We start from the raw sequence: 23086 nt of genomic DNA, 5'->3' as shown, positions 1-23086 counted from the left end.
GGTGCGAATGCCTGGCAGCGGTGGTCATTGCGTGGCCAGTCTGCGGGCAGGCGGCAGGGCCCCGGTGATCCGGGACAGTACTCCGCTCCAGCTGAACCTCTGCACCGCGTCGCTGCGGGCCTCGAGCCCGAGCCTCTCCCGCAGGTTCGGGTCTTCGCCGAGCCGGATGAGGGCATTCGCCAAGGCGGCCGGCTCCCCGGGCGGGACGAGGATTCCGGTGCGGCCGTCCTGGATGATGGACGGAATCTGGCCCACGGCGCTCGCGATCACGGGCAGCGCGGCCGCCATGTACTCAAAGACCTTCAGCGGTGAGAAGTAATCGTCCTCGCCCGGGGCGTCCGGGGGATAGGGGGCAGCGGCGGCGTCGAATTCTGCCATGAGCCCGGGCACGGCGGCCGGCGCAACGGCGCCCGTGAACACCGTTGGCACGCCCAGAGACTCTGCGAGGCGTTCGAGATCCGCCCGCCCGGGCCCGTCACCGACCACCTGGACCTGCCAGCGCAGGCGCGGGTCAAGGGTCTGCTGGTTGGCCAGGGCCACACCGTGCAGCAGGCCGGGGACGCCATGCCAAGGCTTCAGCGTTCCCACAAACCCGACCGTGAGGTGGTCCGGGTTCCGGCGCCCGGGGCGGCGGGCCGAAATCCGGTCGACGTTCACGCCGTTCGCTGCCAGCACGGTTCTGGCGGCCGGCACCCGCGCCCGCACCCAGTGCACCACGGGATCCGAGACGCAGGCCACGACGTCGGCCGTTGCCGCGTTGCGGCGGAACACCGTCTCGGCCTTCTTCACATCCAGCAACTGGCGGTACCGCTGCTGCTCCTCGATGAGGGGGGCGTTGACCTCCAGTACTGACGGCACGTCCAAAATGCGGGCCACCACGGACAGTGCCGGGCTGAACAGCGAATAGCGCTCGTAGAACAGCCCGCAGCCGTTGCGCAGGACCTCGTCCGCCAGGCCCAAAGCGGCGTCCTGTACGGCCCGTTCCCGGGCGGGGCCCGGGGCGGATTCCGGCCTGACTTCGACGACGTCGAGATCGGCAAGATCGCTGGGCCGCTCGGTGCCGATCTGGGTGCAGTAGACCGTAACGGCGGCGCCGGTCCCGCGCCACGCCCGGACGATTTCTTGGACGTGCACCGAGGAGCCCTTGGTGCCGAAAACAGGCACGCCGGGGTCGGCGCAGAGGTATGCCACGCATGTCATGCGACTCTCCTTTCCGAACGGGAGAGGGACCTCAGGAGCTCGGCCTGGCGGTGGACGTCGTAGTCCTCCTCGATCAGGGCGCGGGCATTGCGGGACATGGCAACCCTGTCCGTAGCGGGGGAGCGCAGGGTGAGGATCCCGCGGGCCACGGCGTGCGGGTTGCCCGGCCGGACCAGGACTCCGGTGGAGCCGTTCCGGACCACCTCGGGAATCCCGGTGACGGATGTGCTGACGCAGGGGACGCCGGTGGCCATGGCCTCGAGCAGGACCGTGGGCATGCCGTCCGCGTTGCCGTCGGCGCCGATCACGCAGGGCGCCACGAAGATATCGGCGGAGTGGAGCAGTTCGTGGACCTCGTCCTGGGTCTGGGGGCCGAGGAGGCGGACGTGCCCGCGGAGGCGGAGCTGATCGATGCTGGCCTCCAGTTCCTCGGCCATGGGCCCCGTCCCGGCGATCCGGAGGTCCATTTTGACGCCCTGGTCCAGGAGTTCCGCGGCCGCGGGCAGCAGGTGCTGGAAGCCTTTCTTCTCCACCAGGCGGCCGATGGCGGCGATCCGCAGGGTGGTTCCGAGGGGGTGGGGCTCCCGGTAGGGGAAGCGTTCCAGCTCCAGTCCGTTGCGCACCAGATGGAGCCGGGACGTCGAGCCCGGGAAGCGGCGGCGCAGGTAGCGCATGTTGTACTGGCTGATGGTCACGGCGTGGTGGGCCTGCTCCAGCTTGAGCCGCAGATCCTCGTCCTGGACTGACTCATGGAAGATATCCACCGCGTGGGCCGTGAAGGAGAAGGGGATGCCGGTAATGAAGGACGCCAGCCGGGCGACCGTTGTGGCGCCCGAAGCGAAGTGGACGTGCATGTGGCGGATGTTCCGGCCGTTCAAGGCGGTGGCCAGGTTGATGGCTTGGACGGCTTCGTCCGCCGTCACAGCGGCGAGTTTGGCGAAGTTCAAGCCAAGGGCGGCCGTGAGCCCCGCCTCCTCGGCCAACTGGAGGGCCTCCCACAGGGCGACCGTCTTGATGGGGCGGTCAATGTAGGTCACCGGTGCCTGGACCCGGGCGAGGTCGGGGTGGAATCGGGCGTCGTTGGTGGGCAGGAGCGAGAAGATCTCGATCCGGTCCCCCGCAGCTTCGCGGGCCAGGATTTCCGCAACGATGAACGTTTCGGAGAACCGCGGATACATCTTGAGGACGTAGGCGGTCCCCGGCTCAGACGGCGACACGGCTGGCACGCTCCTTCGGATCGAGGGCCGGAACGCTGGACTTCGGACGGAAGAGGGGCTGGAGCAACTCGGCCGCCAGTTGCGGCACCCGGATGAGCCCGTCAAGCACCGCCCGACGCCGGTCCACCGCGGCGCCGAGCCTCGCCGCGAGCCATCCGCCGAAGACCTCGGGGGTCAGGGTGCCGATGTCCTGGTGTTCCAAATACCCGGCGGCGGCCAGGGACACCGCCCGGATGCGCTGCTCTTCCCGCGCCTCGGTCCGCGGAACGATCAGGGCGGGCACGGTGGTGCTCATGATCTCGCACACCGTGTTGTAGCCGCCCATCGAAACGACGGCGGCCGCGTGGCGGAGGTGGTAGGGCAGGTCGTCCACTGCGGGGACAACCTTGACGCCGGGGCCGGCTTGGCGCCGCAAGTCGTTGAGCTGCTCCACGGGCATCTGGGGACCCGCCACGATCAGATGGCCCAGCCCCTCCGGCACGGGTGCGGCGACGGCCACGCGGGCCAGGGCGTGGCCGTCCGAGCCACCTCCGACCGTCGTCAGGCAGTAGGGCCCGGGCATGCAGCTCGTTCCGGAGCCGGGGGGCCGTCCGGCGGCAAGGTAGCCGGTGAAGTGGATGAGATTCCGGAGCGAGAAGGGAATCTCACCGGCGGCAACGGGATCGTGGACGGCGGGGTCTCCGTAGATCCAGATCTGATCGAAGAGGGCCTTGACCAGCCGTGGACCGCCGATGCTGGCCCACTCCGCGGAGGCCACGTCCGGGGAATCCAGGACTTCCCGGAGACCCAGCACCACCCGCACCTGGCACCCGGAACGGGCGCGCCGCAGGGCGGATTCAAGTTCGCGGTTCACCCCGGTGGCGTGGCGGTCCACCACCACCAGATGCGGGCGGAACCCGGCCAGGACCGCTTTGAGGAGCCTCGCCCGCATGGACACAAGGTCGTCCATCGGCATGGTGAGGTTCCTCGGCAGGTAGCCGCCGGGGCTCTTGCCCACCCCGGGAAGCAGCACCCAGTCCCAGCCGTCCGGCGCCGGGAACGCGGGCGCCAGCGCGGTGCCGGTGATGAGGATGCCGGTGACCGGGCGGCCGGTCAGGCCCGGAATCTGGTTGTTCAGGGCGTGGGCCAGCGCCAGATTCCGGCGCATATGCCCCAGGCCCACTGAATCGTGTGAGTAGAGCACTATCCGCATGGGCTCCATTGCGATCCTCCCCGTACCCCACAGCTCAGGGGGTGTTCCTTGCCGGCGGTGGTTGCCGTTAAGACCAGCCTGCAACGCCAGGGTGAGGAGCGGATGAGGGGACGATTAAGGAGTCTTCATGAAGGGGTGTGCCGGCCGCCGCCCGGTCAGAGGTGCACGCGCGCGGCCTCCAGCGGAATCCTGATCAGGAACCGTGATCCCTGGCCATAGGTTGATTCCACGGTGGCTGTGCCGCCGTGGGCCTCGGCGATGGCGGTGACAATGGCCAGGCCAAGGCCGGATCCTTCCTCCCCCCGGCCCTGGCGGGCCCGGCCGAAACGCTCAAAGATCCGCTGCTGGTCCTTGGCCTCGATGCCGGCGCCGGTGTCACGCACCCACAGCAGCAGCTCGTCGGCGCCGGGCCGTTCGGTGCCGTCCGGCGCCGTCGGGCGTTCAATTCTGCTGCCCAAGGCGATCGTTGAGGACTGCCCGGTGTACTTGACGGCGTTGGCCGCGAGCTGCACAAAGGCCTGGGTGAGGCGCTGCGGGTCGGCCTCCACGGTGCAGTCGGCGCATTCATCGATCAGCCAGCGGCGGTCCGCGAGGACACGGATCTTCTCCATCACCTGGTGGAGGAAGTCGGCGATCCGGACGGGCGCCTTCCTGACGAAGTCAGGGTGGCCGGCATTGGCGAGCAGGAGTAGGTCGTCCACCAGGCGCTGCATCCGGTCCACCTCTTCCAGCAGCACCTCCCTGGTGGCGGTTACATCGGCAGGGTCGTCGACGGACACCAGTTCCAGGTGCCCGCGGAGAATCGTGAGGGGGGTCCTCAGTTCGTGGCCGGCGTCGTCGAGGAACTGTTGCTGCTGCCGCGCGCCTTCGTCGAGTCGTTCCAGCATGGTGTTGAACGTCTTCGCGAGAAGCGTTACATCGTCCTCCCCGTCACGGACTTCCACCCTCCGCGTGAGGTCCTCATGGCTGACCACGCGGGTGGCTTCGCGCAGGCGCCGGAGCGGATCCAGCAGGCGCCCCGCCACCAGGGCACCGATCAGGGCGGCGGCGAGCAGCGTGCCGGCGGCCACCAGGGAGTAGGTCTGGACTGAGGCGAGATTGTGGTCCCTTTGGTCGGCGGCGTCCCGGCCGAGCAGCAGATACGTCCCGGTGTTTTCGCCTGCCGTGCCCGGCACCGGCAGGGCCACCGTCCGGAGCGGGCGGCGGCCTGCGTCGAACGCGCCGAAGGAGGCGGCCCAGCGGTTGGGAAGCTTGGTGACGGAGGACTGCAGGGTGGCGTCAAGCAGCGGCTCCTTCGGGTTCCCCTCTTTGATCCAGGCGATGCGCCCGTCGACGATTCCGGCCATCACTTCGTTGCTGCGGGGTTCGATGTCCTCGGCGGCCTCATGGAGCCTGCTGCCGTAGGAATCGCCGTTGGCGGCGCTGTTGGTCCCGACCAGTTTGACCACCGAATTGCCCTTGTCCAGGATGGCCTGGTCCACGCGGGCGTCGGAGTCCTGGAACTGGACGATGAAGGCTATGAGGCCCGCGGTTACCAGCCCGGCGAGCATCATGCCCAGCATTGCGGCGATGACCCGGAAACGCACCGAGTGGAACTTCGCGCTCCACCCGGACGGGTCCGGGGCGGGAGCTCCGCCGGAACGCGTGACGGATGGTTTGGCGCCGGCCGGTTTGGTCACGGCCGGCGTCCCGGGCGCCCGTCGGCCGCTTGGAAGCAGCCGGTCCAACATGGAGGTCACGGTTCCCCTTCCCCGGTCAGCCGGTAGCCGGCCCCGCGCGTGGTAACGATGTGGTCCGCGCCGATTTTTTGTCGTAACTGGCGGACATAGACGTCCACCACGTTGGACGTCCCGTCAAAGTCGTAGCCCCAGATATGGCTGAGAAGCTGTTGCCGGCTGAGGACCTGTCCCGGGTGGAGCAGGAACATCTCCACCAGCGCAAATTCGCGGGCCGAGAGTTCCACCGTCCTGTCCCCGACGCTGACCGAGCGGGTGTGGAGGTTCAGCTCCAGGACGCCGTGCCGGATGATGTGGTCCGCGGGAGGGTCGTTGTTCTCGCCCGGGCGGACCCGGCGCCGGATCCGGGCGACAAGTTCCTCGAAGCGGAACGGCTTGGTGATGTAGTCATCCGCGCCGCCGTCCAGCCCTGCGACGGTGTCCGCGGCAGAGGCCCGCGCGGTGAGGATGATGACGGGGAGATCCACGCCGCTTTTTCGGAGCACGCTCAGGACAGTGAAGCCGTCGAGGCGGGGAAGCCCGACGTCCAGGAGCAGGAGATCAAACTGGCCGCTGGACGCATAGTCCACGGCCGTCACGCCGTCGGTCACCACGGTGGGGACGAAACCGGCAGCCCGCAGGCCCTTCTCGATGAACCGGGAGATGCGTTCTTCGTCTTCGGCGATGAGTATGCGGATCACTGCGACCCCAAGGAGTTCGAGCCGGCTCGAAAACTGTGGCGTCTCCTGCATTTGAGCTGGGAGGAACGTCAGGAGCCCCAGCAGCCCCGATCGGCCCGGAGTACGGGCGAAAACCCGGACACGGTCAGTGTCCGTGCGCAAAGCTCCGGCCTCCACGATTGGCTTGGGATCCGGTTTCCTCCCATCCTGCCCCTGCAGCCGGGCCTGCGCCACCCCCTCGCGGTACGCATTTTCCGCACGGCGACTTATCGCGACGCCGTCGGCGACCGCCCGCTAGGCTGGCAGCTATGCCGAAGAAGATTACCGTCAGCCTGCCCGACGCGACCCTGCGTGAATACCTCCAGCCGCACCCGGACGTCACCGTCCTCGAGTGGGACCTGTCCGGCGAACCGCCGCAGCCGCGCCTGGACATCGTGGTCCCGCCGTACATGGGCGGCACCAAGGTGCTGCGCGGGCTCGAAGGCGTCGAGACCGCCCTGGTGCAGAGCCAGTCGATCGGCTACGACGGCGTCGAGGAGTTCCTGCCGGCCGGGCGGGTGTTCGCCAACGCGGCCAGCGTCCACGAAACGTCCACCGCCGAGCTGGCGCTGGCCCTGATCCTGGCCAGCCAGCGCGAGCTCCCGCGCGTGCTGCAGAACCAGCGGGAGGGCCGCTGGGAGAGCCGGCCCACGGCCAGCCTCGCGGACCAGCGTGTGCTGATCGTCGGCTACGGCGGCGTCGGCAAGGCGATCGAGGACCGGCTGCTGCCGTTCGAAACCACGGTGACCCGGGTGGCCAGCCGGGCGCGGACCGATGACCGCGGCCACGTCCACGGCATTGACGAACTTCCGGCCCTGCTGCCGGAGCACGACGTCGTCATTGTGGGGGTGCCGCTCAGCGACTCCACCCGCCACCTGATCGATGACGCGTTCCTCGCGGCGATGCCCGACGGCGCGCTGGTGGTCAACGTGGCCCGGGGACCGGTCGCGGACACCGAGGCGCTGGTCAAGCACACCTCCGCCGGCCGGATCCGCGCCGCCCTGGACGTCACCGATCCCGAGCCGCTGCCGCAGGACCACCCGTTGTGGGGGATCCCCGGCGTCATCGTCAGCCCGCACGTGGGCGGGGCGAGCGCGGCCATGCGGCCGCGGATGGGGAAGCTGGTCCAGCGGCAGATCGAGCTCATGCTGGCGGGCGAACCGCCGGTGAACGTGGTGCTGGGCGGCTGAGCCGGCCCGGGGGCGCTATTCGGGCGCCCCGGACTGCGCCTTTTCGGCGAGCCGCTGCAGCTGCCATCGATGCACGTCGGGCAGCCACTCCAGCGGGGCCGAGGGGCCGACCCGCGCGTCGTCGGGAACACCGCCGTCGTGCAGGGCCTGCACGTACGCGCGGTCCTGGTTGATCCGTGCCCGCAACTGGTCCGCTCCGCCGACCGAGCCGTGGCCGGGGATGACGGCATCGACGCGGTCGGCCACGCCCTCGAAGAGCCGCAGCGCCGCGAGGTAGTCTTCGAGCGGATTCTCGGCCCCCAGATCGAGGAATGGCATCAGGGTTTCGGAGAGCATGTCGCCCGCGACGAGGACGCCACGGTCCTCGATCAGCAGCGCGGCATGGCCTGCAGCATGGGCCCGATGCTCGATGATCCGGACGGTGGGGCCGTCCCAGGGAAGCTCTGCCGAGTCCGAGGGCAGGCCGGTAATCAGGCCGAGCAGCTCCAGGGGGATGTCCTCGGCCAGGTCCGGCGGAAGCACGCCGGCCACGCGGGCCCGCCAGTCCGGGGTCGACAGCAGTTCCTGCATCGCAGCTGCGCAGCGGGCTGTCCCGTAACGCGGCGCGTCACCAAAGGCCGCGTGCCAGAGGACATGGTCCCAATGGGGATGGGTGGCGAAGCCCGCGACGACGGGCTGGCCGAGCTCGCGAAGGTCGTGGGCGAGGCCTGCCAGTTCGGCGCGCGTTATGCCGGGGTCGACGAGCAGCACCCCGTCCCTGCCCTGCACGATCACGGAATTGCTCTGGATGAACCCGCTCTCGTGGACTAGAACGCCCTCGGCGACTTGCCTCAGCATGGGATGCCCTCCGCTCGTGGTTTCCCGGCTGTGTCCACCACGCAGAACCTGTTGCCCTCCGGGTCGGCCAGGATCACGTAGTCCGCGTCCGCCGGCCGTTTGCTCCACTCCACCCGGGTGGCGCCGAGCGCCAGGAGCCGCCGTACTTCGGCCTCTTGTTTGTCGGTATACAGGTCCAGGTGGAGCCGCGGCGGGATCTGGAGGGCCGCGGGAACGCGGTCCAGCGAGATGCAGGTGCCTCCTCCGCCCGGCGGCTGCAGGATGACAAAGTCGTCGCCGGGCTCGTGCCGCGGCTCGTAGCCCAGGGCGGCCTGCCAGAAAGCCATCTGGCGTTCGAGGTTGTCCACCCGGATCACGATCGAACCAATGCTCAGCATCCGGCTAAGGTACACCCGGCCGGCGCAAGGGTGCACCGGCCGCCTGACTCCGCGGGCCGGCGGCCAGCCCGCCACCATATAATTCGAGGATGCCGATCACGCGCCTTGACCGAGGCAACCTCGCCCAGCCGTCCGCCCCCAAACAGGACGGACGCGGGCTGTGAGCGGCGGCCTGGTCGCCCTGCTGGACGACATCGCAGCCCTGGCCAAGATCGCCGCCGCCTCGGTGGACGACGTCGCCGCCGGAGCGGCCAAAGCGGGGGCCAAGGCTGCAGGCGTGGTCATCGACGACGCCGCCGTCACCCCGCAGTACGTGTCCGGGGCGGACCCGTCCCGCGAGCTGCCGATGATCAAGAAGATCTTCTGGGGCTCGCTGCGGAACAAGCTGTTGATCATCCTGCCGGCTCTGCTGCTCATCAGCGCCTTCATCCCGGGGGTAATCCCGTTCATCCTCATGCTGGGCGGCACCTACCTCTGCTACGAGGGCGCCGAGAAGGTCTGGCACAAATTCTTCGGCCACCACACCGCCGAAGAAGACACACCCGCCGTGGACAGGGGCCCGGAGGCGGAGGCCAAGGTCACCAAGGGCGCCATCACCACCGACTTCATCCTCTCCTGCGAGATTATGGTCATCGCCATGAACGAGGTGGCCGCCGAGACCCTGTGGGTCCGGGCGGCCATCTTGGTGGCGGTGGCGCTCGTGATCACGGTGGCCGTGTACGGCGCCGTCGCACTCATCGTCAAAATGGACGACATCGGCCTGCACCTGGCGGCCAAGGACTCCGCCGGCGCCCAGCGCTTCGGCGAGCTGCTCGTCAGGGGGATGCCCGCCGTGCTGGCCGCGATCACCCTGATCGGGACGATTGCCATGCTGTGGGTGGGCGGGCACATCATGCTGCAGGGGGCCCACGACCTCGGCTGGCACCTGCCGTACGACCTGGTCCACGTCCTCGAGGCACCGTTCGCGGGGATTCCGGTGGTGGGCAGCTTCCTGGCCTGGCTGGTCAACACCCTGTGCTCGGCCGTCCTCGGCCTCGCCTGGGGCCTGGTGGTCATGGCGATCCTGCAGCCGCTGCTCAAAGTGCTGCCGTTTGGCAAGAAAAAGAGCGGTCACGAAGAGGACGCCGCCCGCTCCGCCGCCGAGGGCCGTCAGCCGGCAACGCACGACGCCGCTCCCAACCCCTAGTTCGGACCGGTCAGGCAGGACGCAGGCACGCGCTCAGCACGCTTCGGCAGGCGTGCCCGCGGAGCGGGAACGACAAAGCCCTCGGTGGGGTTCCGAGGGCTTTGTGCTTTTCTGTGGCTTCCACCGAATGGGGGCGGACACCTGGCGCCGAATGCGCCCGGTCCGGCTCCGAGAGCCGGTCCGGGCGCCCGGGGTCAGGAGCGGTGCGCGCCGTTGCCCGCAGGCCGGTCAGCGGGCAGGTGCTCCCGCGCGGCGTCTTTGAGCTGCTCGGAGGCCGGGCGTGCGTTCTGGGCCTCGGCCTTGATCCGCGGCGCTTCTTCCTCGGCCTTGTTCAGGTAGTGCTCCCAGCGGGCGGACATGGGCTTGATCAGGCCGCCGCCAACGCCGACGACAACGACGCCGACGATGGCAGCCAGGACGGCGATCAGGATCGGGGTCGTGACGGTGGTGGCGATGTCCACCTGGTTCAGGGCCGCGATGATGCCGATGCCCAGGATGAAGATGCTGGCGATATTGGCAAGGGTCTTGCCGTATGAGAGCCCGCCGAGGGAGCCCTGAATCAGGGTCTTGACGGCGGCCGCGATGGCTGCGCTGATGATCACGATAATGATCGCAACGACGACCTTGGGCAGGAATGCGATGATCGCGGCCAGCAGGGTGCTCACCGGGTTCGGACCGAAGACGCCGAAGGCGAATTGCAGCACGAAGAGTACGAGGGCGTAATAGATGATCTTGGAAATGATGTCGCTGGCGTCCAGCGCGGAGTTGGCCAGGGCCTTCTTGACGCCGCCGCGCTCCACAGCCCGGTCGAAACCGACCTTGTGCAGCAGCTTGGACAGCGCCTTTGCGATAGCTTTGGCGATCAGCAGCCCGATGATCAGGATGACCAGGAACAGCGCCAGCTTAGGAACGAATTCCACAACGGTGGCCAGGCCGGCCTTGAGTGTATCTTCCATTCTTTATTCCTCCAGAACTTTGGGGATGCGGGTAAATGATGCGGTCCGTGGATTTTTTGTCCGGTTTCACTAAACACCGCAGAAACCCCAAAAAGCAAGCAAGCTTAGTAATTTTGGTACACAACCCATCTGTTTGGTGCCCGGCAACGAAGTCATGTGGGGGCGTGTATTCTCAGCAGCTTGGCCGGGCCGACGTCGGTGGATCCTCCCTGCCCCCCGGGACCCCAACCGCTCCCAGCCGCCGGACGTAAACTGGCGTTCGAGTCATCGTGCGTGAAGCAGCGTGAAAGTGGAGACCGGATGCTCTGGAAACTGCTCGTCGAATACCTGAGGCCGCAGCGGCGGCTGCTGCTCGCCGTCGTCGTATTCCAGCTGGCCGCCTCTATCGCCTCGCTGTACCTGCCCACCCTGAACGCGGACATCATCGACCAGGGTGTGGCGCGGGGGGACACGGACTACATCCTGCGCGTCGGCGGGGTGATGCTGATGGTCACGCTGCTGCAGATCGCCTGTACCATCGCCGCCGTCTTCTTCGGCGCGAAGGCCGCGATGGCGCTGGGCCGGGACATGCGCGGGGCGATCTTCACCCGGGTGGCGGAGTTCTCCGAGCAGGAGGTGACTCGGTTCGGCGCGCCCAGCCTGATCACCCGCTCCACCAACGACGTCCAGCAGGTCCAGCAGCTGGTCCTGATGTCCGCCACGCTGATGGTCACCGCGCCCATGCTGAGCATCGGCGGCGTCATCATGGCGGTCCGGCAGGACGTGCAGCTGTCCTGGCTGATCGCCGTCAGCGTCCCGGTGCTCCTCATCGCCGTGGGCCTGATTGTCACCCGGATGGTGCCGCTGTTCCGGCTGATGCAGACCCGGATCGACACGGTCAACCGGGTGCTGCGCGAACAGCTCACCGGCATCCGCGTGGTCCGCGCCTTTGTCCGCGAAGGCGTCGAGACCGCCCGCTTCGGCCGCGCCAATGAGGACGTCACGGACACCGCGCTGCGCGCCGGCCGGCTGATGGCGCTCGCGTTCCCCACGGTGATGCTGGTGCTCAACGTCTCGTCGGTGGCCGTGATCTGGTTCGGCGCGTTCCGGATCGAGGACGGGTCCATGCAGGTGGGGACCATGATCGCATTCCTGAGCTACCTCATGCAGATCCTGATGTCCGTCATGATGGCCACCTTTATGGCGATCATGATCCCGCGCGCCGCCGTCTCCGCGGATCGGATCGGCGCGGTGCTGGGCACCGAATCCAGCGTCCGGCCGCCGGAGCGCCCGGTCAGCCTCGCCGGTGCAGCCCGCGGCGAGCTGGAAATGCGCGACGTCGGATTCGCCTACCCGGGTGCCGAGGCGCCGGTCCTCTCGGACGTGGACTTCACCGCCCGCGCCGGCCAGACGACGGCGATTATCGGCTCGACCGGTTCGGGCAAGACCACCCTGGTGAACCTGATGCCGCGGCTCTTCGACGCCACCTCCGGCTCGGTCCGGATCGACGGCGTGGACGTGCGCGAGCTGCACCCGGACCTGCTCTGGGGGCACATCGGCTTGGTCCCGCAGAAGCCCTACCTATTCTCCGGCACGGTCCGCAGCAACCTGCTCTACGGCAAGCCCGACGCCACCGAGGACGAGCTCTGGCGCGCGCTGTCCATCGCGCAGGCGGAAGACTTTGTCCGCGAGATGGAGGGCGGGCTGGACGCGCCCATCTCGCAGGGCGGCACCAACGTCTCTGGCGGGCAGCGGCAGCGGCTCGCGATCGCCCGGGCGCTGGTGAAACGGCCCGAGCTCTACATCTTTGACGACTCGTTCTCCTCGCTGGACACCGCCACGGATGCCCGGCTGCGACAGGCGCTCCGGCAGCACACCGCCGGTGCGACGCTGGTGATCATCGCCCAGCGGGTGTCCAGCATCGCCGACGCGGACCAGATCTTGGTGCTCGACGACGGCCGGATCGTCGCGCACGGAAAACACGAGGAGCTGCTGGAGAGTTCGCCGACGTACCAGGAGATCGTGAACTCCCAGCTCGCGGCGGAGGAGGCGGTATGAGCAAGGTCGAGTCCCAGCGGGCGGGTGGCCCGGGTGGTGCGGGTGGCGGCGGTGTCGCGGGTGGCACCGGCGCATCCGGGGGCGGCGCTGCCAAGGAGGCCCCGCTGCGGATTCCGCGTCCGGCCGGCGGTCCCGGCCGCGGCGGACCGTTCGCCGGGATGAACATCCCGGCGGAGAAGGCGATGAACTTCGGCCCGTCCGCCCGCCGGCTGCTGGGCGAACTCCGCCCCGAGCGGATCTGGCTGACGCTGGTACTGGCCCTCGCCGTCGTGAGCGTGACGCTGTCAGTGATCGGGCCGCGGCTGCTGGGCGAGGGCACCAACCTGATCTTCGCTGGCGTTGTGTCCAAGCAGCTGCCCGCCGGGGTGAGCAAGACGCAACTGATCGCGCAGCTGCGGGCCGCGGGGGAGAACCAAAAGGCGGACATGCTCAGCGCCATGGCGCTGACGCCCGGCACCGGGATCGACTTCGCCGCCCTGTCCTCGGTGCTGCTGTGGGCTCTGGTGCTGTACGTGCTGGCGTCGGCGTTTATGTGGATGCAGGCATATATCCTCAACGGCGTGGTACAGCGGACCGTGTACCGGCTGCGCGAGCGGATCGAGGCGAAGATCAACCGGCTGCCGCTGCGCTACTTCGACACCGTGCAGCGCGGCGAGCTCCTCAGCCGGGTGACTAACGACGTGGACAACATCTCCCAGAGCCTGCAGCAGTCCATCAGCCAGGCGGTGACCTCGGTGTTGACCGTGGCCGGGGTGCTGGTGATGATGGTGATCCTCTCGCCGACGCTGGCCATCATCGCCCTGGTGACGATTCCGCTGACCCTGGTGACGACGGCGGTGATCGCCAAGCGCTCGCAGAAGCTGTTCGTGGCGCAGTGGAAAAACACCGGCGAGTTGAACGGCCAGATCGAGGAGACGTACACGGGGCACGCGCTGGTGAAGGTGTTCGGCCGGCAGCGCGAGGTGGAGGAGCGGTTCCGGCAGAAGAACGTGGAGCTGTACCAGGCCAGCTTCGGTGCTCAGTTCATTTCCGGGCTGATCATGCCGGCCATGACATTCATCGGGAATCTGGTCTATGTGGGAATTGCGGTGGTGGGCGGGCTGCAGGTGGCGTCCGGGGCGATGCAGCTGGGCGATGTGCAGGCGTTCATCCAGTACTCGCGGCAGTTCACCCAGCCGCTGGCTCAGCTGGGCTCGATGGCGAACCTGCTGCAGTCCGGCGTGGCGTCGGCCGAGCGGGTGTTCGAGTTGCTGGACACGGAAGAGCAGTCGGCGGATCCGTCTCCGGCGGAAGCGCCCGACGGCGGGCGGGGGCGGCTGGTGTTCGAGGACGTGTCCTTCGCGTATTCGCCGGACAAGCCGCTGATTTCCAACTTGAGCCTGGCGGCGGAGCCCGGGCAGACCGTGGCGATTGTCGGCCCGACCGGCGCGGGGAAGACCACGCTGGTGAACCTGATGATGCGCTTCTACGAGCTCGACGCCGGGCGGATCACGCTGGACGGCGTGGACGTCGCCGCGATGTCCCGGCACGAGCTGCGCTCGCGGATGGGCATGGTGCTGCAGGACACCTGGCTCTTCGGCGGGACCATCCGGGACAACATCGCCTACGGCCGGCCGGATGCTTCGGATGCGGAGATCCTGGAGGCCGCGAAGGCGACCTACGTGGACCGGTTCGTGAAGTCCCTGCCGCAGGGCTACGACACCGTGCTCGACGACGAGGGCGCCAACGTCTCGGCGGGGGAGAAGCAGCTGCTGACCATCGCCCGGGCGTTCCTGGCCCGGCCGTCGGTGCTGATCCTGGACGAGGCAACATCGTCTGTGGACACCCGGACCGAGGTGCTGGTGCAGAAGGCGATGAGCGCTTTGCGCTCGGACCGGACGTCGTTTGTCATTGCCCACCGACTCTCCACCATCCGCGACGCCGACCTCATCCTGGTGATGGAGGCCGGCCAGATCGTGGAGCAGGGGACTCATGCTTCACTGCTGGAGGCCGGCGGGGCGTACGCGGCACTGTATGCGGCCCAGTTCGCGGCACCTGTGGCGGAGGTTTAGGGCGCGGCTGAAACTCAGTCGTGCCGCTCATTCCACTGTTGCAGGTGACAACCGCAACCGGAGGAATCCGCGAATCGGATGGACATCCGTGCGAGGTCTGCGACTTCCTTGTCCGTATGCGACAACTCGCTAGAAGGATTCCCGAGGAGACAACGAGACATCTATATATTCATCCTGATCGTAAAATCGTACGATATAGGGTTAAAAAGTAGCCCGCTGGATGAATTGGGGATGCGGTGCTGCAGCGAATAGATAATATAAATGGAATAGGGCTGTTCAATGAGGCCTTCGGAAGTCCGCACACCCTGAAGCGGGTTGCCCTAATATTTGGGGATAATGGTAGAGGGAAATCAACGCTAAGTAGTGTTCTGCGATCAGTTTCCTCAAATGACGCGAGCATTATTTTGGAGCGCAAGACGGTCGATGGAAATAAAGATCCCTATGTGAAACTTCGTTTCGACGCCGGACACCAGGTGCGATTTGAGGACGGTGCTTGGACTTCTCAACGCAGCGAAATTGTCGTCTTCGACACCGACTTCATCGAGCGCAATGTGTATTCTGGTGGAGAAGTAACAACAGAACATAGAAAGAATCTTCTGTCTTTTGCTCTCGGAGACAAGGCCGTCAATGCAAAGACGAGGCTCGAAAAGGCTACGACTGATGAAGCTTCTATCGCAGACGCCTTAAGTACCAAAAAACGCGAGCTCGCGGGCCATCACGGCGAAATGCCTCTGTCGATTTTTGAAACGCTCCCACCGCTTTCTGAGATTGATAATCTTATCGCGAGGATGGATAAAAGGTTGGTTTCGGCCAGGGATGCGGGGAAGCTACTCCAGCGATCCTTGCCTGGACAGATTGAGGTTCTGGACCTTCCTGTCGATAATTGGTTCGAAAAATTGCAGATATCCCTTGACGACCTTCACGAACAAGCCGAGTCGGTGATAAACCAACATTTGGGTAGTCTTTCCCATTCCGGAGCTGAAGTGTGGCTTGCTGAGGGCCAGAAGTTCGATGACGGAATTAGTTGTCCGTACTGTGGCCAGGCGACACATTCTTTGGACATCATCGGTGCATATCGTAGCCACTTCAATACCGCTTACATCGAGTTGAAGTCCACATTGGAACTGCTCGAAAGGGTAGTAGATGAGGCCACCTCGAGTGACGTCGTACGCAAAATAGCATCCGATGCCGAGACTGCTAACCGACTCATAGAGTCATGGTCGGATGTGATCGAGCTTCCACGCGTGAGTCTGCCCCTCGAATCCGTTGCCGCTGCGGTCGCGAATGTGCGGGAACCACTGCTGAGAATGATCGCCATGAAGCGAGCGGATCTAGCGGACTCGGTGGGGACTGAATCAGATCTTCAAGACTTGGAAAAGAGCGCTCTTTACTTGGTCGATCTTATTAATGCTCAAAACGACGTTCTGATTGCTAACGAGCAAGCGATCGTAAAGTATAAGTCGGAGCTAATGACGGAGGATGTGACGCAGCTCTTGACAGAGCGAAATAAGTTACGCTTGACAATGTCTCGTTACAGTTCTGTGGTTATCGATTTGTTTGTTGACCTGAAAAAAATTAGTGATCAGCTCAAGACAGCCGAGCTGGCAAAGAAGTATGCACGCCAGCAGTTGACTGATGTTATGCGCGCCACCCTCAGCCAGTACCGAACCGACATCAACAAAAATCTTCGGAGTCTTGGCGCAAGTTTCGAGATTGATGAGTTCCAGACGAATTTCCGGGGATTAGAGCCGCGGACGGATTATGGGATTAATCTGCGAGGGAAATCGGTTAAGCTTGCTGGGGGATCGCCTTCATTTTCCACTGCTCTTAGTGAGGGTGATAAGCGGACGTTGGCCTTTGCCTTCTTTGCATCGATGATCGCTGCGGATCCCGATATTGCAAAGAAGGTCATTGTTGTTGATGATCCGGTCAGCAGTTTGGATCGCTCGCGGCGCAATAACACGCAGAAGATACTTACCGGAATTAGCGATGCTTGCAACCAGTTGATTGTCCTGGGTCATGATGCAAACTTTATCCGCGATCTGAGGAATGTTTTTGAAAAACACCTAAAATCAGGAAGCGATATTTCTATTCACCAGATATCAAGATCTCAAAATCGCTACTCTAGTTTTGATTCGATCGACATCGATAAGGAGTGCGAGTCCCCGTATCACCGGAATTACCGATTGGTTTATGAATTTGTGAACGGAAGCCAGGGGAATGCGCGGGATTCGGCAATTGCTATACGACCGCTTCTTGAGGGCTATCTGCACCGGCGTTTCCCGGGGGGTCTGCTCCCGGCTAGGGCGACCCTCGGTGCGGTTCTTCTACATATCAAAGACCAAGTAGCTCCCAGTCCTCTGGTGCACATTCACCACCTTCTGCCGGAGCTAAACGAGATCAACAATTACGCTTCGCGTTTCCATCACGATACGGCGAGCGATTGCGATGCTGAAGTGGCTGACGCCCAAGAGGTCGAAGCCTACGGGACCCGAACACTCAAAGTGATCTACGGAGCGAACATCTAGTACTGGTGTTCTCGCGTCCCAGGGTCGTCTCAGACCATTCGCAAGGTTGGATGTTTTCAGTTGCCACCACCGGGGTGCGACGCCCGGTTTACAACCGCTGAGGGTCCTCGGCATACATCTGCAGCCGAATTTGCAGGGCTTCCGTCATGTGGCGGGCGGCAATGTCGCCCGCCACAGTCGCGTCGCCGGCCTCGATCGCCGCAACCAGCGCCTCGTAGTCGGCCAGCACCGCTTCCCAGCGGCCCGGGTGGGTGAGGGTGGTGAGGGTGTAGCGGCGGACCTGCTGGTCCAGGCCGGTCAGCAGCCGCATCAGCGACGGGCTGTGGGCCGCTGTCCAGATCAGGCCGTGGAATTCCCGGTTCGCCTCGGCCAGAGCCGACCCGTCGGCCGGATCCAGCGCGCGCATGACCTGGTACTTGGCCCGCAGCAGCCGGACGTCCAGGTCCGTCCGCTTCCGCGCCGCCTTGGCCGCGGCGGCCTCCTCCAGCACGATCCTGGATTCGTAGATGTCCACGATTTCCTCGGCCGTGTGGGTCCGAACCGCCAGGACCTTGCCGCGGCGCTCCAGCAGCCCGTCCTGCTCCAGCCGCTGCAGCGCCTCGCGGACCGGGGTGCGGGAGGCGCCATACCGCTCCGTCAGCTTGACCTCGGTGAGAGTCTCCTCCGGCGTGATCGCCGAGCTCAGGATGTCCTCCCGCAGACGGCTGTAGACCGACTTCTCCAACACCACGCACGCTCCTCACCGGGCCCGGAAGTGACGTCCGCGGGCAACCATCCGGGTTCCCATCACCCAGCTCGCAGTATACATTTGCATTCAATCGCGCCGCCGGAGCCGCGGCCTCCCCACCCAGTTCCGCCGAAGGAGCGTTCATGGCCGCTGAGATCCTGTTGGTGCACGGAAGTATGCTCGGCGCCCGGTGCTGGGAGGACACCATCGCCGAACTCGCCGCCCTCGGCGCGCAGGCCGCCGCGTTCGACCTCCCCGGCCACGGGAACGACGCCACCCCGAGAGGTTTGGTGACGGTGGCCGACTACGTCGCCGCCGTCGTCGAACGCCTGGACGCCGCCCCGGAACCCGTGGTCCTCGTCGGGCACAGCATGGCCGGGTACCCGATCGCCGCCGCGGCCCTGCAGCGCCCCGACAAGGTCCGGCACCTGGTCTACTTCAGCGCCCAGGCCTGCAAGCCCGGCCAGTCCTGGGCGGACACCCTGGACCCCGCCATCCGCGAGACCTACGAGCGGGAAGCCGCCGAGCGCGGGGACGGCAGCTGCGTGGTGCCCGCCGAGGTGGTGGCTTCCCGCTGGCTCTCCTCGCTGGACCCGGAGGATCCCGCGGTCCAGGCCGTCCGGTTCCGCCTCACCCCGCAACCTGCCGGAGCGCTCTTCGAGCCGTGGACCGTGCCCGCCGGCTCCCTGGACGGCGTCCCCGTGACCTACATCTGGCCCAAGGAGGACCGGCAGAATACCGAGCGGCGGATGCGGATGTCCCTGTCCAACCTGCCGGCCGCCACCCGGCTGGTCACCATGGGCGGGGACCACTGCGCCATGCTGACCGACCCGGCGGGCACCGCCGCGGCCCTGCACGCCGTCGTCGACGGGTAAGAAAGCACACGAAGGCAGGAACCGAAAAGGACTTAGGCGACGGAGCCGGCCCGCCGGCCGAACACCGCACCGGCCGCCAGACCGCTGCCGCCCGGGTAGTTGCCGCTGAACAGCCCGCCGAGCGCCTCGCCGCAGGCCAGCAGGCCCGGGATGGGGGCGCCGTCGTTATCCAGCACCCGGCCGTAGGTGTCCGTCTTCAGCCCGCCGAACGTGAACGTCACGCCGCAGGTAACGGGGAAGGCGTAGAAGGGGGCGGTCTCCAGCGCCAGCGCCCAGTTGCTCTTGGGCGGCACCACGGCGGCCGCGCGCCCGTCCTTGACGTTCGGGTCGAATGCGCGGCCGGTGTCGATGCCGGCGTTGAACTCGGCCACCGTGCGTTCCAGCCCAGCCGGGTCGATGCCCGCCCGCTCGGCCAGGGTGGCCAGGTCATCGGCTTCGATGACCGAGACACCGGGCATCTCGTATTCCTCGGCGCGGAGCATGGGCCGGGTGGTGGCGTCGAACAGCTGGTACGCCACGGCTCCGGGCTGCTGCAGGATGTCCCGGCCGTAGCGAGCGTAGGTGTAGTTGCGGAAGTCCGCGCCCTCATCCACGAAACGCGCGCCGTCGCGGTTCACCACGATGCCCAGCGGGTATCCGCCGCGGGTCAGCTGGTTAGTCAGCTCAAAATTGCTCTCATTCTCGGCAAAGCCGGCATCCCAGGCGACGCTGTGGCAGGTGGACCAGTCCCCACCCTGCGCCGCGCCCGCGTCGAGTGCGGCGCGGATCATCTCGCCGGTGTTCCCAGGGGTGCCGCGAACTTTCGCGTTCTGCCAGCCCTCGCCCAGGTAGCGGCGCCGCATCTCCGGGTTCGCCTCGAAGCCGCCGGAGGCCAGAATGACGGAATCCGCGCGTACCTCTTTCTCCGCGCCGTCGCCGTCGCGGAACCTCGCGCCCACCACGCGCGCATCCTCGACGATCAGCTCGGTGACGGCGTGGCCGTAGCGGACGTCGACGCCGGCGCGTCCGGCCGCCGACGCGTGGTCCGCCATGAGGCCCTTGCCGCCGCCCACGTTGCCGATGTGCAGGCCGCCCCAGAACAGGAACGAGCCGTCCGGCCGGCTGAAGGCCTGGCGTTCGTACATCAGCCGGTACTTCAGTCCCTGCCGCTGCAGCCAGCGCAGCGTCCCGTGGCTCTCCTCCACCAGTACCCGGGACAGTTCGGGATCGTTCCGTCCACCCGAGACTTTCTCCAGGTCCGCGAGGTAGTCCTCCTGCGTGTACGGCGGGACCTCCGTGACGGCGTGGCGCTCGTCGGGCTCGACGACGTCGGCCAGATCTTCCAGCCCGCCGTGCGGGATGCGGGTGGCGCCCGCGGTGTAATAGCTGTTGCCGCCAGCGCGGTCCTTCTCCGCCTTCTCCAGCAGCAGCACCGAACGGCCGTTCTCCGCCGCAGCCAGCGCCGCCGTAAACCCGGCGTTGCCGCCGCCTACCACCAGAACGTCCACGTTCTCCACCATTGTCCTGTCTCCCATCTCGATTTTGAATACGAATGTATACAACAGAATGCAATGAGGCAAGAGGTGATCAAAAAGTGTTGCGGGGGAGAGGGGCCGGCACCAGGAACGCAGCAGGGAGCCCGACCGTATCCGGCCGAGCTCCCTGCTGATCCCGCCGCACCGCCGCTACGGGCGCGCTGTGGTCAGTTGGTTTTGGCGATGAAGACGTCGCACGGTGCGTTGTGGGCGACCGTGTTGGCCACGCTGCCCAGAACCCTTCCCAGGCCCTGCATCCGGCGGTTTCCTACGACGATGACCTTGGCTTCGAGTCGTTCGGCCTCGCTGATGAGGACCTCGTGCGGCTTCCCATGCGCGGCGGTGTAGGTGGTGGAGACGCCCGATGCACCCAGTAGCAACGCCACGCGCTGCGCCACCTTGGTCGCCTGCTCGGCGTCGGAGACGGTCCAGTCCTCGCCCGCGATTTCCACTACTTCGGTCTTGTCGCTCGCGTACGCGGTGACGACATTGAGGGTTGCGCCCATGGCCGAGGCCAGGTCCGCAGCGGTACGCGCGGCCCGCATGGCTGTTTCTGATCCGTCGACGCCAACGATGACGATGCCTGACACTGGTCGATCTCCTTCTTTAGTCACTCATGGCGGTGCTCCCGGACGCCCTGCGGGCACCGGGTGACCTGCAGGGGTCTTACGGCGCAGGGATCTCCTGTGCGTCGATGTACATCTCGATCCGGATGTTCTTGGCAACTTCCAGGTGGGCACTGGCGATCTTGCCGGCCCGCTCCGCGTCGCGGTCGCGGATGGCGGCCACCAGTTCCTCGTGTTCCTTCAGCACCTGATTCCAGCGAGCCGGCGTGGCCAGGGTGGTGCCGGGGTAGCGGATGAAGTGGACCAGGATGCGGTCGAGCAGATCCAGCAGCGCGGCGCTGTGGCTCGCCGCCCAGATGCGTTCGTGGAAGGTGCGGTTCACGGCGGCCAACTGGGCCGCAGTGGCCTCCTCGAACTTCAGGTCCACCATGCTCTGGTGGGCGCGCTCGATCAGCATGAGGTCCATGTCCGTGTGCCGCAGAGCTGCCGTCTTGGCGGCGGCTTCCTCCAGGAAAGAGCGCACTTCGTAGAGGTCCAGCATCTCCTCGGGCCGGTACTCCCGGACCTGCATGCGGGACCCGATCCGCTCCACGAGGCCCTCGGTTTCCAGGCGGCGAAGGGCTTCCCGGATAGGGGTGCGGGACACGTTGTACTTCTTGGCGAGCGCGGTCTCCACCAACTGGGCCTTAGGCGGGAACTCCTGGGCAATGATCGCGTTGCGAATCATCAGGTACGGACTCATGAGTACCGGATTGCTCATCACTGGTCTCCTCCTTGTGGCAGCAGCTGTTGTGAACATCAGGCGGTCCTGATTCAACTCAACATACAGTCGCAGGCCATTTTAACACACGGTATACATTCTCCGCGTTCGGTCGACATGGAAGGAGCGCCGTCCCCGACTTTATGTCACGGCTTGGTAATGAGTGTGTGCCAACACACATTTTTGTTGCTCGCTTCTCTCAAACGGTATACATTCGATCGAAAGCGAGGACAGTTTCCCAAAACTGTACCGAAAGTGCTTCAAAGATCGACCGGTACCAACGACGGTACGCAGGCACCATTGAGGAGACACCATGACCAGCCCCACCGGCACGGTCCAACTGGGGGAATCGGACCCCCCGCGAATGTCAGTCATTCAGGTCCCGGCCGCCCTGGTCCGCGGCGGGACGAGCAAGTGCTGGATCTTCCGCCAGAGCGACCTGCCGGCGGACACCGCGGACATCGAACGCCTGCTGATCCGCACCTTCGGCTCACCGGACCTCCGCCAGATCGACGGCGTCGGCGGCGCATCCTCCACCACCAGCAAGGCGATCATCGTCGATGACCTCGGCTCGGCCGACGGCGTCGTGAACTACCGCTTCGCCCAGGTGGCAATCGACAACCCCTCGGTGGAATGGGACAGCAACTGCGGCAACTGCGCCACGGGCCTGGGCCTGTACGCGCTGCACGCCCGGCTGGCGACACCGGCCGACGGCGTCTCCCGGGTCACGATCGTCAACACGGTCACCGGACTCAGCCTGGTCTGCGAGGTTCCCACCCCGGGCGGCGAGGTCCCCACCTACGGCGCCCGGCAGATCCCGGGGCAGTATTACCCGGGCGTCCCGGTGGACATCATCTTCGAGAGCAGCAGCTGGACCAGCTTCGAGACGGAGCTGCCCACCGGCCACGTCGTCGACGAGGTCACCGTCCAGGGCCGCACCTTCCACGCCACCCTGATCGACGCCGGGGCCCCGGCGGCGCTCTTCGATCCACAGGACTTTGGCTTCACCGGCCGGGAGAGCGCGGAAGAACTCGAGCAGCTGGTGGCCCTCGCACCGGAACTGCGGGCCGCCGCCGCCAAGGTCATGGGCATCCCCAGCCACCTGACCTCCATTCCCAAGGTTGGCATCGTCGGGCCGCCGCCGGCAGGGGAGACGGGCGTCTCCGCACGGATGATCTCCATGGGCGCCCTCCACCCGGCCATCGGCCTCACCAGCGCCGTCGCCATCGCCGCCGCCTCCGGCCGCGCCGGCTCCGTCGTCGCGAACGCCGCGTTTGCCCAGCCGGACCATAACGGCGGCGACACCCTGGCGATCCACCTCCTCAACGGCGCGACCAGGACGGCACTGGACGCAGCGGTTCCCACCAAAGTCGCATTCCAACGGTCCGCCAGGGTCATCAGCGAAGGAACAGTGCTCGTCCCCGGCGACTGACCGGGCG

The 23086-nt window shown here is 66.3% G+C and carries 19 protein-coding genes; 7 read left to right on the top strand and 12 right to left on the bottom strand.

All coding sequences use genetic code 11. From position 1 onward, the window contains the following. Positions 1-24: 24 nt before the first annotated feature. The 5 genes from ABLI39_RS10620 to ABLI39_RS10600 form a co-directional block, all read right to left on the bottom strand. The gene (locus ABLI39_RS10620; protein ID WP_349413386.1) at positions 25-1200 is read right to left on the bottom strand and encodes a glycosyltransferase family 4 protein; all 1176 of its coding nucleotides are present in this window, start codon (positions 1198-1200) and stop codon (positions 25-27) included. After that, positions 1197-2417, bottom strand: coding sequence for a glycosyltransferase (locus ABLI39_RS10615; RefSeq protein ID WP_349413385.1), 1221 nt, complete (start codon positions 2415-2417; stop codon positions 1197-1199). Before ABLI39_RS10615 ends, ABLI39_RS10620 begins: the two co-directional genes overlap by 4 nt. Continuing rightward, positions 2404-3609, bottom strand: a complete 1206-nt coding sequence (locus tag ABLI39_RS10610) for a glycosyltransferase family protein (RefSeq protein WP_349413384.1) — start codon at positions 3607-3609, stop codon at positions 2404-2406. The genes ABLI39_RS10615 and ABLI39_RS10610 overlap by 14 nt, the downstream gene beginning before the upstream one ends. 155 nt (positions 3610-3764) lie before the next feature. Next, a complete protein-coding gene (locus ABLI39_RS10605) occupies positions 3765-5339 on the bottom strand; it encodes a sensor histidine kinase (RefSeq protein WP_349413438.1) in 1575 nt (524 codons plus the stop codon). A gap of 5 nt (positions 5340-5344) precedes the next feature. Next, on the bottom strand, positions 5345-6025 hold the full coding sequence (locus ABLI39_RS10600) for a response regulator transcription factor (protein ID WP_349413383.1): 681 nt from the start codon (positions 6023-6025) through the stop codon (positions 5345-5347). 287 nt (positions 6026-6312) lie between these two features. On the opposite strand from ABLI39_RS10600, the gene ABLI39_RS10595 reads away from it, so the two are divergent. Further along, entirely contained in the window at positions 6313-7233 is a 921-nt protein-coding gene (locus ABLI39_RS10595; protein WP_349413382.1) for a 2-hydroxyacid dehydrogenase, read from the top strand. A 15-nt stretch (positions 7234-7248) separates the two neighbouring features. On the opposite strand, the gene ABLI39_RS10590 is transcribed toward ABLI39_RS10595, so the two are convergent. Both ABLI39_RS10590 and ABLI39_RS10585 read right to left on the bottom strand, forming a co-directional pair. Further along, entirely contained in the window at positions 7249-8070 is an 822-nt protein-coding gene (locus tag ABLI39_RS10590) for an MBL fold metallo-hydrolase (RefSeq protein WP_349413381.1), read from the bottom strand. Further along, on the bottom strand, positions 8064-8447 hold the full coding sequence (locus tag ABLI39_RS10585) for a VOC family protein (RefSeq protein ID WP_349413380.1): 384 nt from the start codon (positions 8445-8447) through the stop codon (positions 8064-8066). The genes ABLI39_RS10590 and ABLI39_RS10585 overlap by 7 nt, the downstream gene beginning before the upstream one ends. 160 nt (positions 8448-8607) lie before the next feature. On the opposite strand from ABLI39_RS10585, the gene ABLI39_RS10580 reads away from it, so the two are divergent. Continuing rightward, positions 8608-9633 carry a DUF808 domain-containing protein gene (locus tag ABLI39_RS10580; protein ID WP_349413379.1) on the top strand — a complete coding sequence of 342 codons (1026 nt, stop codon included), beginning with the start codon at positions 8608-8610 and terminating at the stop codon, positions 9631-9633. Positions 9634-9827: 194 nt separating this feature from the next. Here ABLI39_RS10580 and ABLI39_RS10575 read toward each other — a convergent pair whose 3' ends face one another. Continuing rightward, on the bottom strand, positions 9828-10589 hold the full coding sequence (locus ABLI39_RS10575; protein WP_349413378.1) for a mechanosensitive ion channel family protein: 762 nt from the start codon (positions 10587-10589) through the stop codon (positions 9828-9830). A 300-nt stretch (positions 10590-10889) separates the two neighbouring features. Between ABLI39_RS10575 and ABLI39_RS10570 the strand changes: the two genes are divergently transcribed. The 3 genes from ABLI39_RS10570 (at position 10890) to ABLI39_RS10560 (ending at position 17205) form a co-directional block, all read left to right on the top strand. After that, positions 10890-12626 carry an ABC transporter ATP-binding protein gene (locus ABLI39_RS10570; protein WP_349413377.1) on the top strand — a complete coding sequence of 579 codons (1737 nt, stop codon included), beginning with the start codon at positions 10890-10892 and terminating at the stop codon, positions 12624-12626. Further along, on the top strand, positions 12623-14677 hold the full coding sequence (locus ABLI39_RS10565; protein WP_349413376.1) for an ABC transporter ATP-binding protein: 2055 nt from the start codon (positions 12623-12625) through the stop codon (positions 14675-14677). Before ABLI39_RS10570 ends, ABLI39_RS10565 begins: the two co-directional genes overlap by 4 nt. Positions 14678-14913: 236 nt before the next feature. Then, the gene (locus tag ABLI39_RS10560; protein WP_349413375.1) at positions 14914-17205 is read left to right on the top strand and encodes an AAA family ATPase; all 2292 of its coding nucleotides are present in this window, start codon (positions 14914-14916) and stop codon (positions 17203-17205) included. 88 nt (positions 17206-17293) lie between these two features. Here the strand turns inward: ABLI39_RS10560 and ABLI39_RS10555 are convergent, their stop codons facing one another. Beyond that, positions 17294-17935, bottom strand: a complete 642-nt coding sequence (locus tag ABLI39_RS10555) for a GntR family transcriptional regulator (protein ID WP_349413374.1) — start codon at positions 17933-17935, stop codon at positions 17294-17296. Between the two features lie 140 nt (positions 17936-18075). Between ABLI39_RS10555 and ABLI39_RS10550 the strand changes: the two genes are divergently transcribed. Then, positions 18076-18807 carry an alpha/beta fold hydrolase gene (locus ABLI39_RS10550; RefSeq protein WP_349413373.1) on the top strand — a complete coding sequence of 244 codons (732 nt, stop codon included), beginning with the start codon at positions 18076-18078 and terminating at the stop codon, positions 18805-18807. A 32-nt stretch (positions 18808-18839) separates the two neighbouring features. Here ABLI39_RS10550 and tcuA read toward each other — a convergent pair whose 3' ends face one another. From tcuA to ABLI39_RS10535, 3 genes are all read right to left on the bottom strand, one after another. Then, complete coding sequence (gene tcuA / locus ABLI39_RS10545; protein ID WP_349413372.1) at positions 18840-20321, bottom strand: FAD-dependent tricarballylate dehydrogenase TcuA; 1482 nt, start codon at positions 20319-20321, stop codon at positions 18840-18842. A gap of 167 nt (positions 20322-20488) precedes the next feature. Further along, complete coding sequence (locus tag ABLI39_RS10540) at positions 20489-20911, bottom strand: universal stress protein (protein WP_349413371.1); 423 nt, start codon at positions 20909-20911, stop codon at positions 20489-20491. Between the two features lie 76 nt (positions 20912-20987). Further along, on the bottom strand, positions 20988-21647 hold the full coding sequence (locus ABLI39_RS10535) for a GntR family transcriptional regulator (protein ID WP_349413370.1): 660 nt from the start codon (positions 21645-21647) through the stop codon (positions 20988-20990). Positions 21648-21960: 313 nt separating this feature from the next. On the opposite strand from ABLI39_RS10535, the gene ABLI39_RS10530 reads away from it, so the two are divergent. Beyond that, complete coding sequence (locus ABLI39_RS10530) at positions 21961-23079, top strand: PrpF domain-containing protein (protein WP_349413369.1); 1119 nt, start codon at positions 21961-21963, stop codon at positions 23077-23079. The last annotated feature ends 7 nt before the right edge of the window (positions 23080-23086 follow it).

This window comes from Pseudarthrobacter sp. B907, from assembly GCF_040137805.1.
Classification (GTDB): domain Bacteria; phylum Actinomycetota; class Actinomycetes; order Actinomycetales; family Micrococcaceae; genus Arthrobacter.
The sequence above is the reverse complement of the archived record's forward strand: the minus strand, read 5'-3'. Positions and strand labels throughout refer to the sequence as shown.

Excerpts from the sequence above, each read along its gene's own strand:
- ABLI39_RS10620 (WP_349413386.1), bottom strand. The coding sequence starts at position 1,200 with ATGACATGCGTGGCATACCTCTGCGCCGACCCCGGCGTGCCTGTTTTC.
- ABLI39_RS10610 (WP_349413384.1), bottom strand. The coding sequence starts at position 3,609 with ATGCGGATAGTGCTCTACTCACACGATTCAGTGGGCCTGGGGCATATG.
- ABLI39_RS10605 (WP_349413438.1), bottom strand. The coding sequence starts at position 5,339 with ATGTTGGACCGGCTGCTTCCAAGCGGCCGACGGGCGCCCGGGACGCCG.
- ABLI39_RS10595 (WP_349413382.1), top strand. The coding sequence starts at position 6,313 with ATGCCGAAGAAGATTACCGTCAGCCTGCCCGACGCGACCCTGCGTGAA.
- ABLI39_RS10590 (WP_349413381.1), bottom strand. The coding sequence starts at position 8,070 with ATGCTGAGGCAAGTCGCCGAGGGCGTTCTAGTCCACGAGAGCGGGTTC.
- ABLI39_RS10585 (WP_349413380.1), bottom strand. The coding sequence starts at position 8,447 with ATGCTGAGCATTGGTTCGATCGTGATCCGGGTGGACAACCTCGAACGC.
- ABLI39_RS10575 (WP_349413378.1), bottom strand. The coding sequence starts at position 10,589 with ATGGAAGATACACTCAAGGCCGGCCTGGCCACCGTTGTGGAATTCGTT.
- ABLI39_RS10570 (WP_349413377.1), top strand. The coding sequence starts at position 10,890 with ATGCTCTGGAAACTGCTCGTCGAATACCTGAGGCCGCAGCGGCGGCTG.
- ABLI39_RS10565 (WP_349413376.1), top strand. The coding sequence starts at position 12,623 with ATGAGCAAGGTCGAGTCCCAGCGGGCGGGTGGCCCGGGTGGTGCGGGT.
- ABLI39_RS10550 (WP_349413373.1), top strand. The coding sequence starts at position 18,076 with ATGGCCGCTGAGATCCTGTTGGTGCACGGAAGTATGCTCGGCGCCCGG.
- tcuA (WP_349413372.1), bottom strand. The coding sequence starts at position 20,321 with ATGGGAGACAGGACAATGGTGGAGAACGTGGACGTTCTGGTGGTAGGC.
- ABLI39_RS10535 (WP_349413370.1), bottom strand. The coding sequence starts at position 21,647 with ATGAGCAATCCGGTACTCATGAGTCCGTACCTGATGATTCGCAACGCG.
- ABLI39_RS10530 (WP_349413369.1), top strand. The coding sequence starts at position 21,961 with ATGACCAGCCCCACCGGCACGGTCCAACTGGGGGAATCGGACCCCCCG.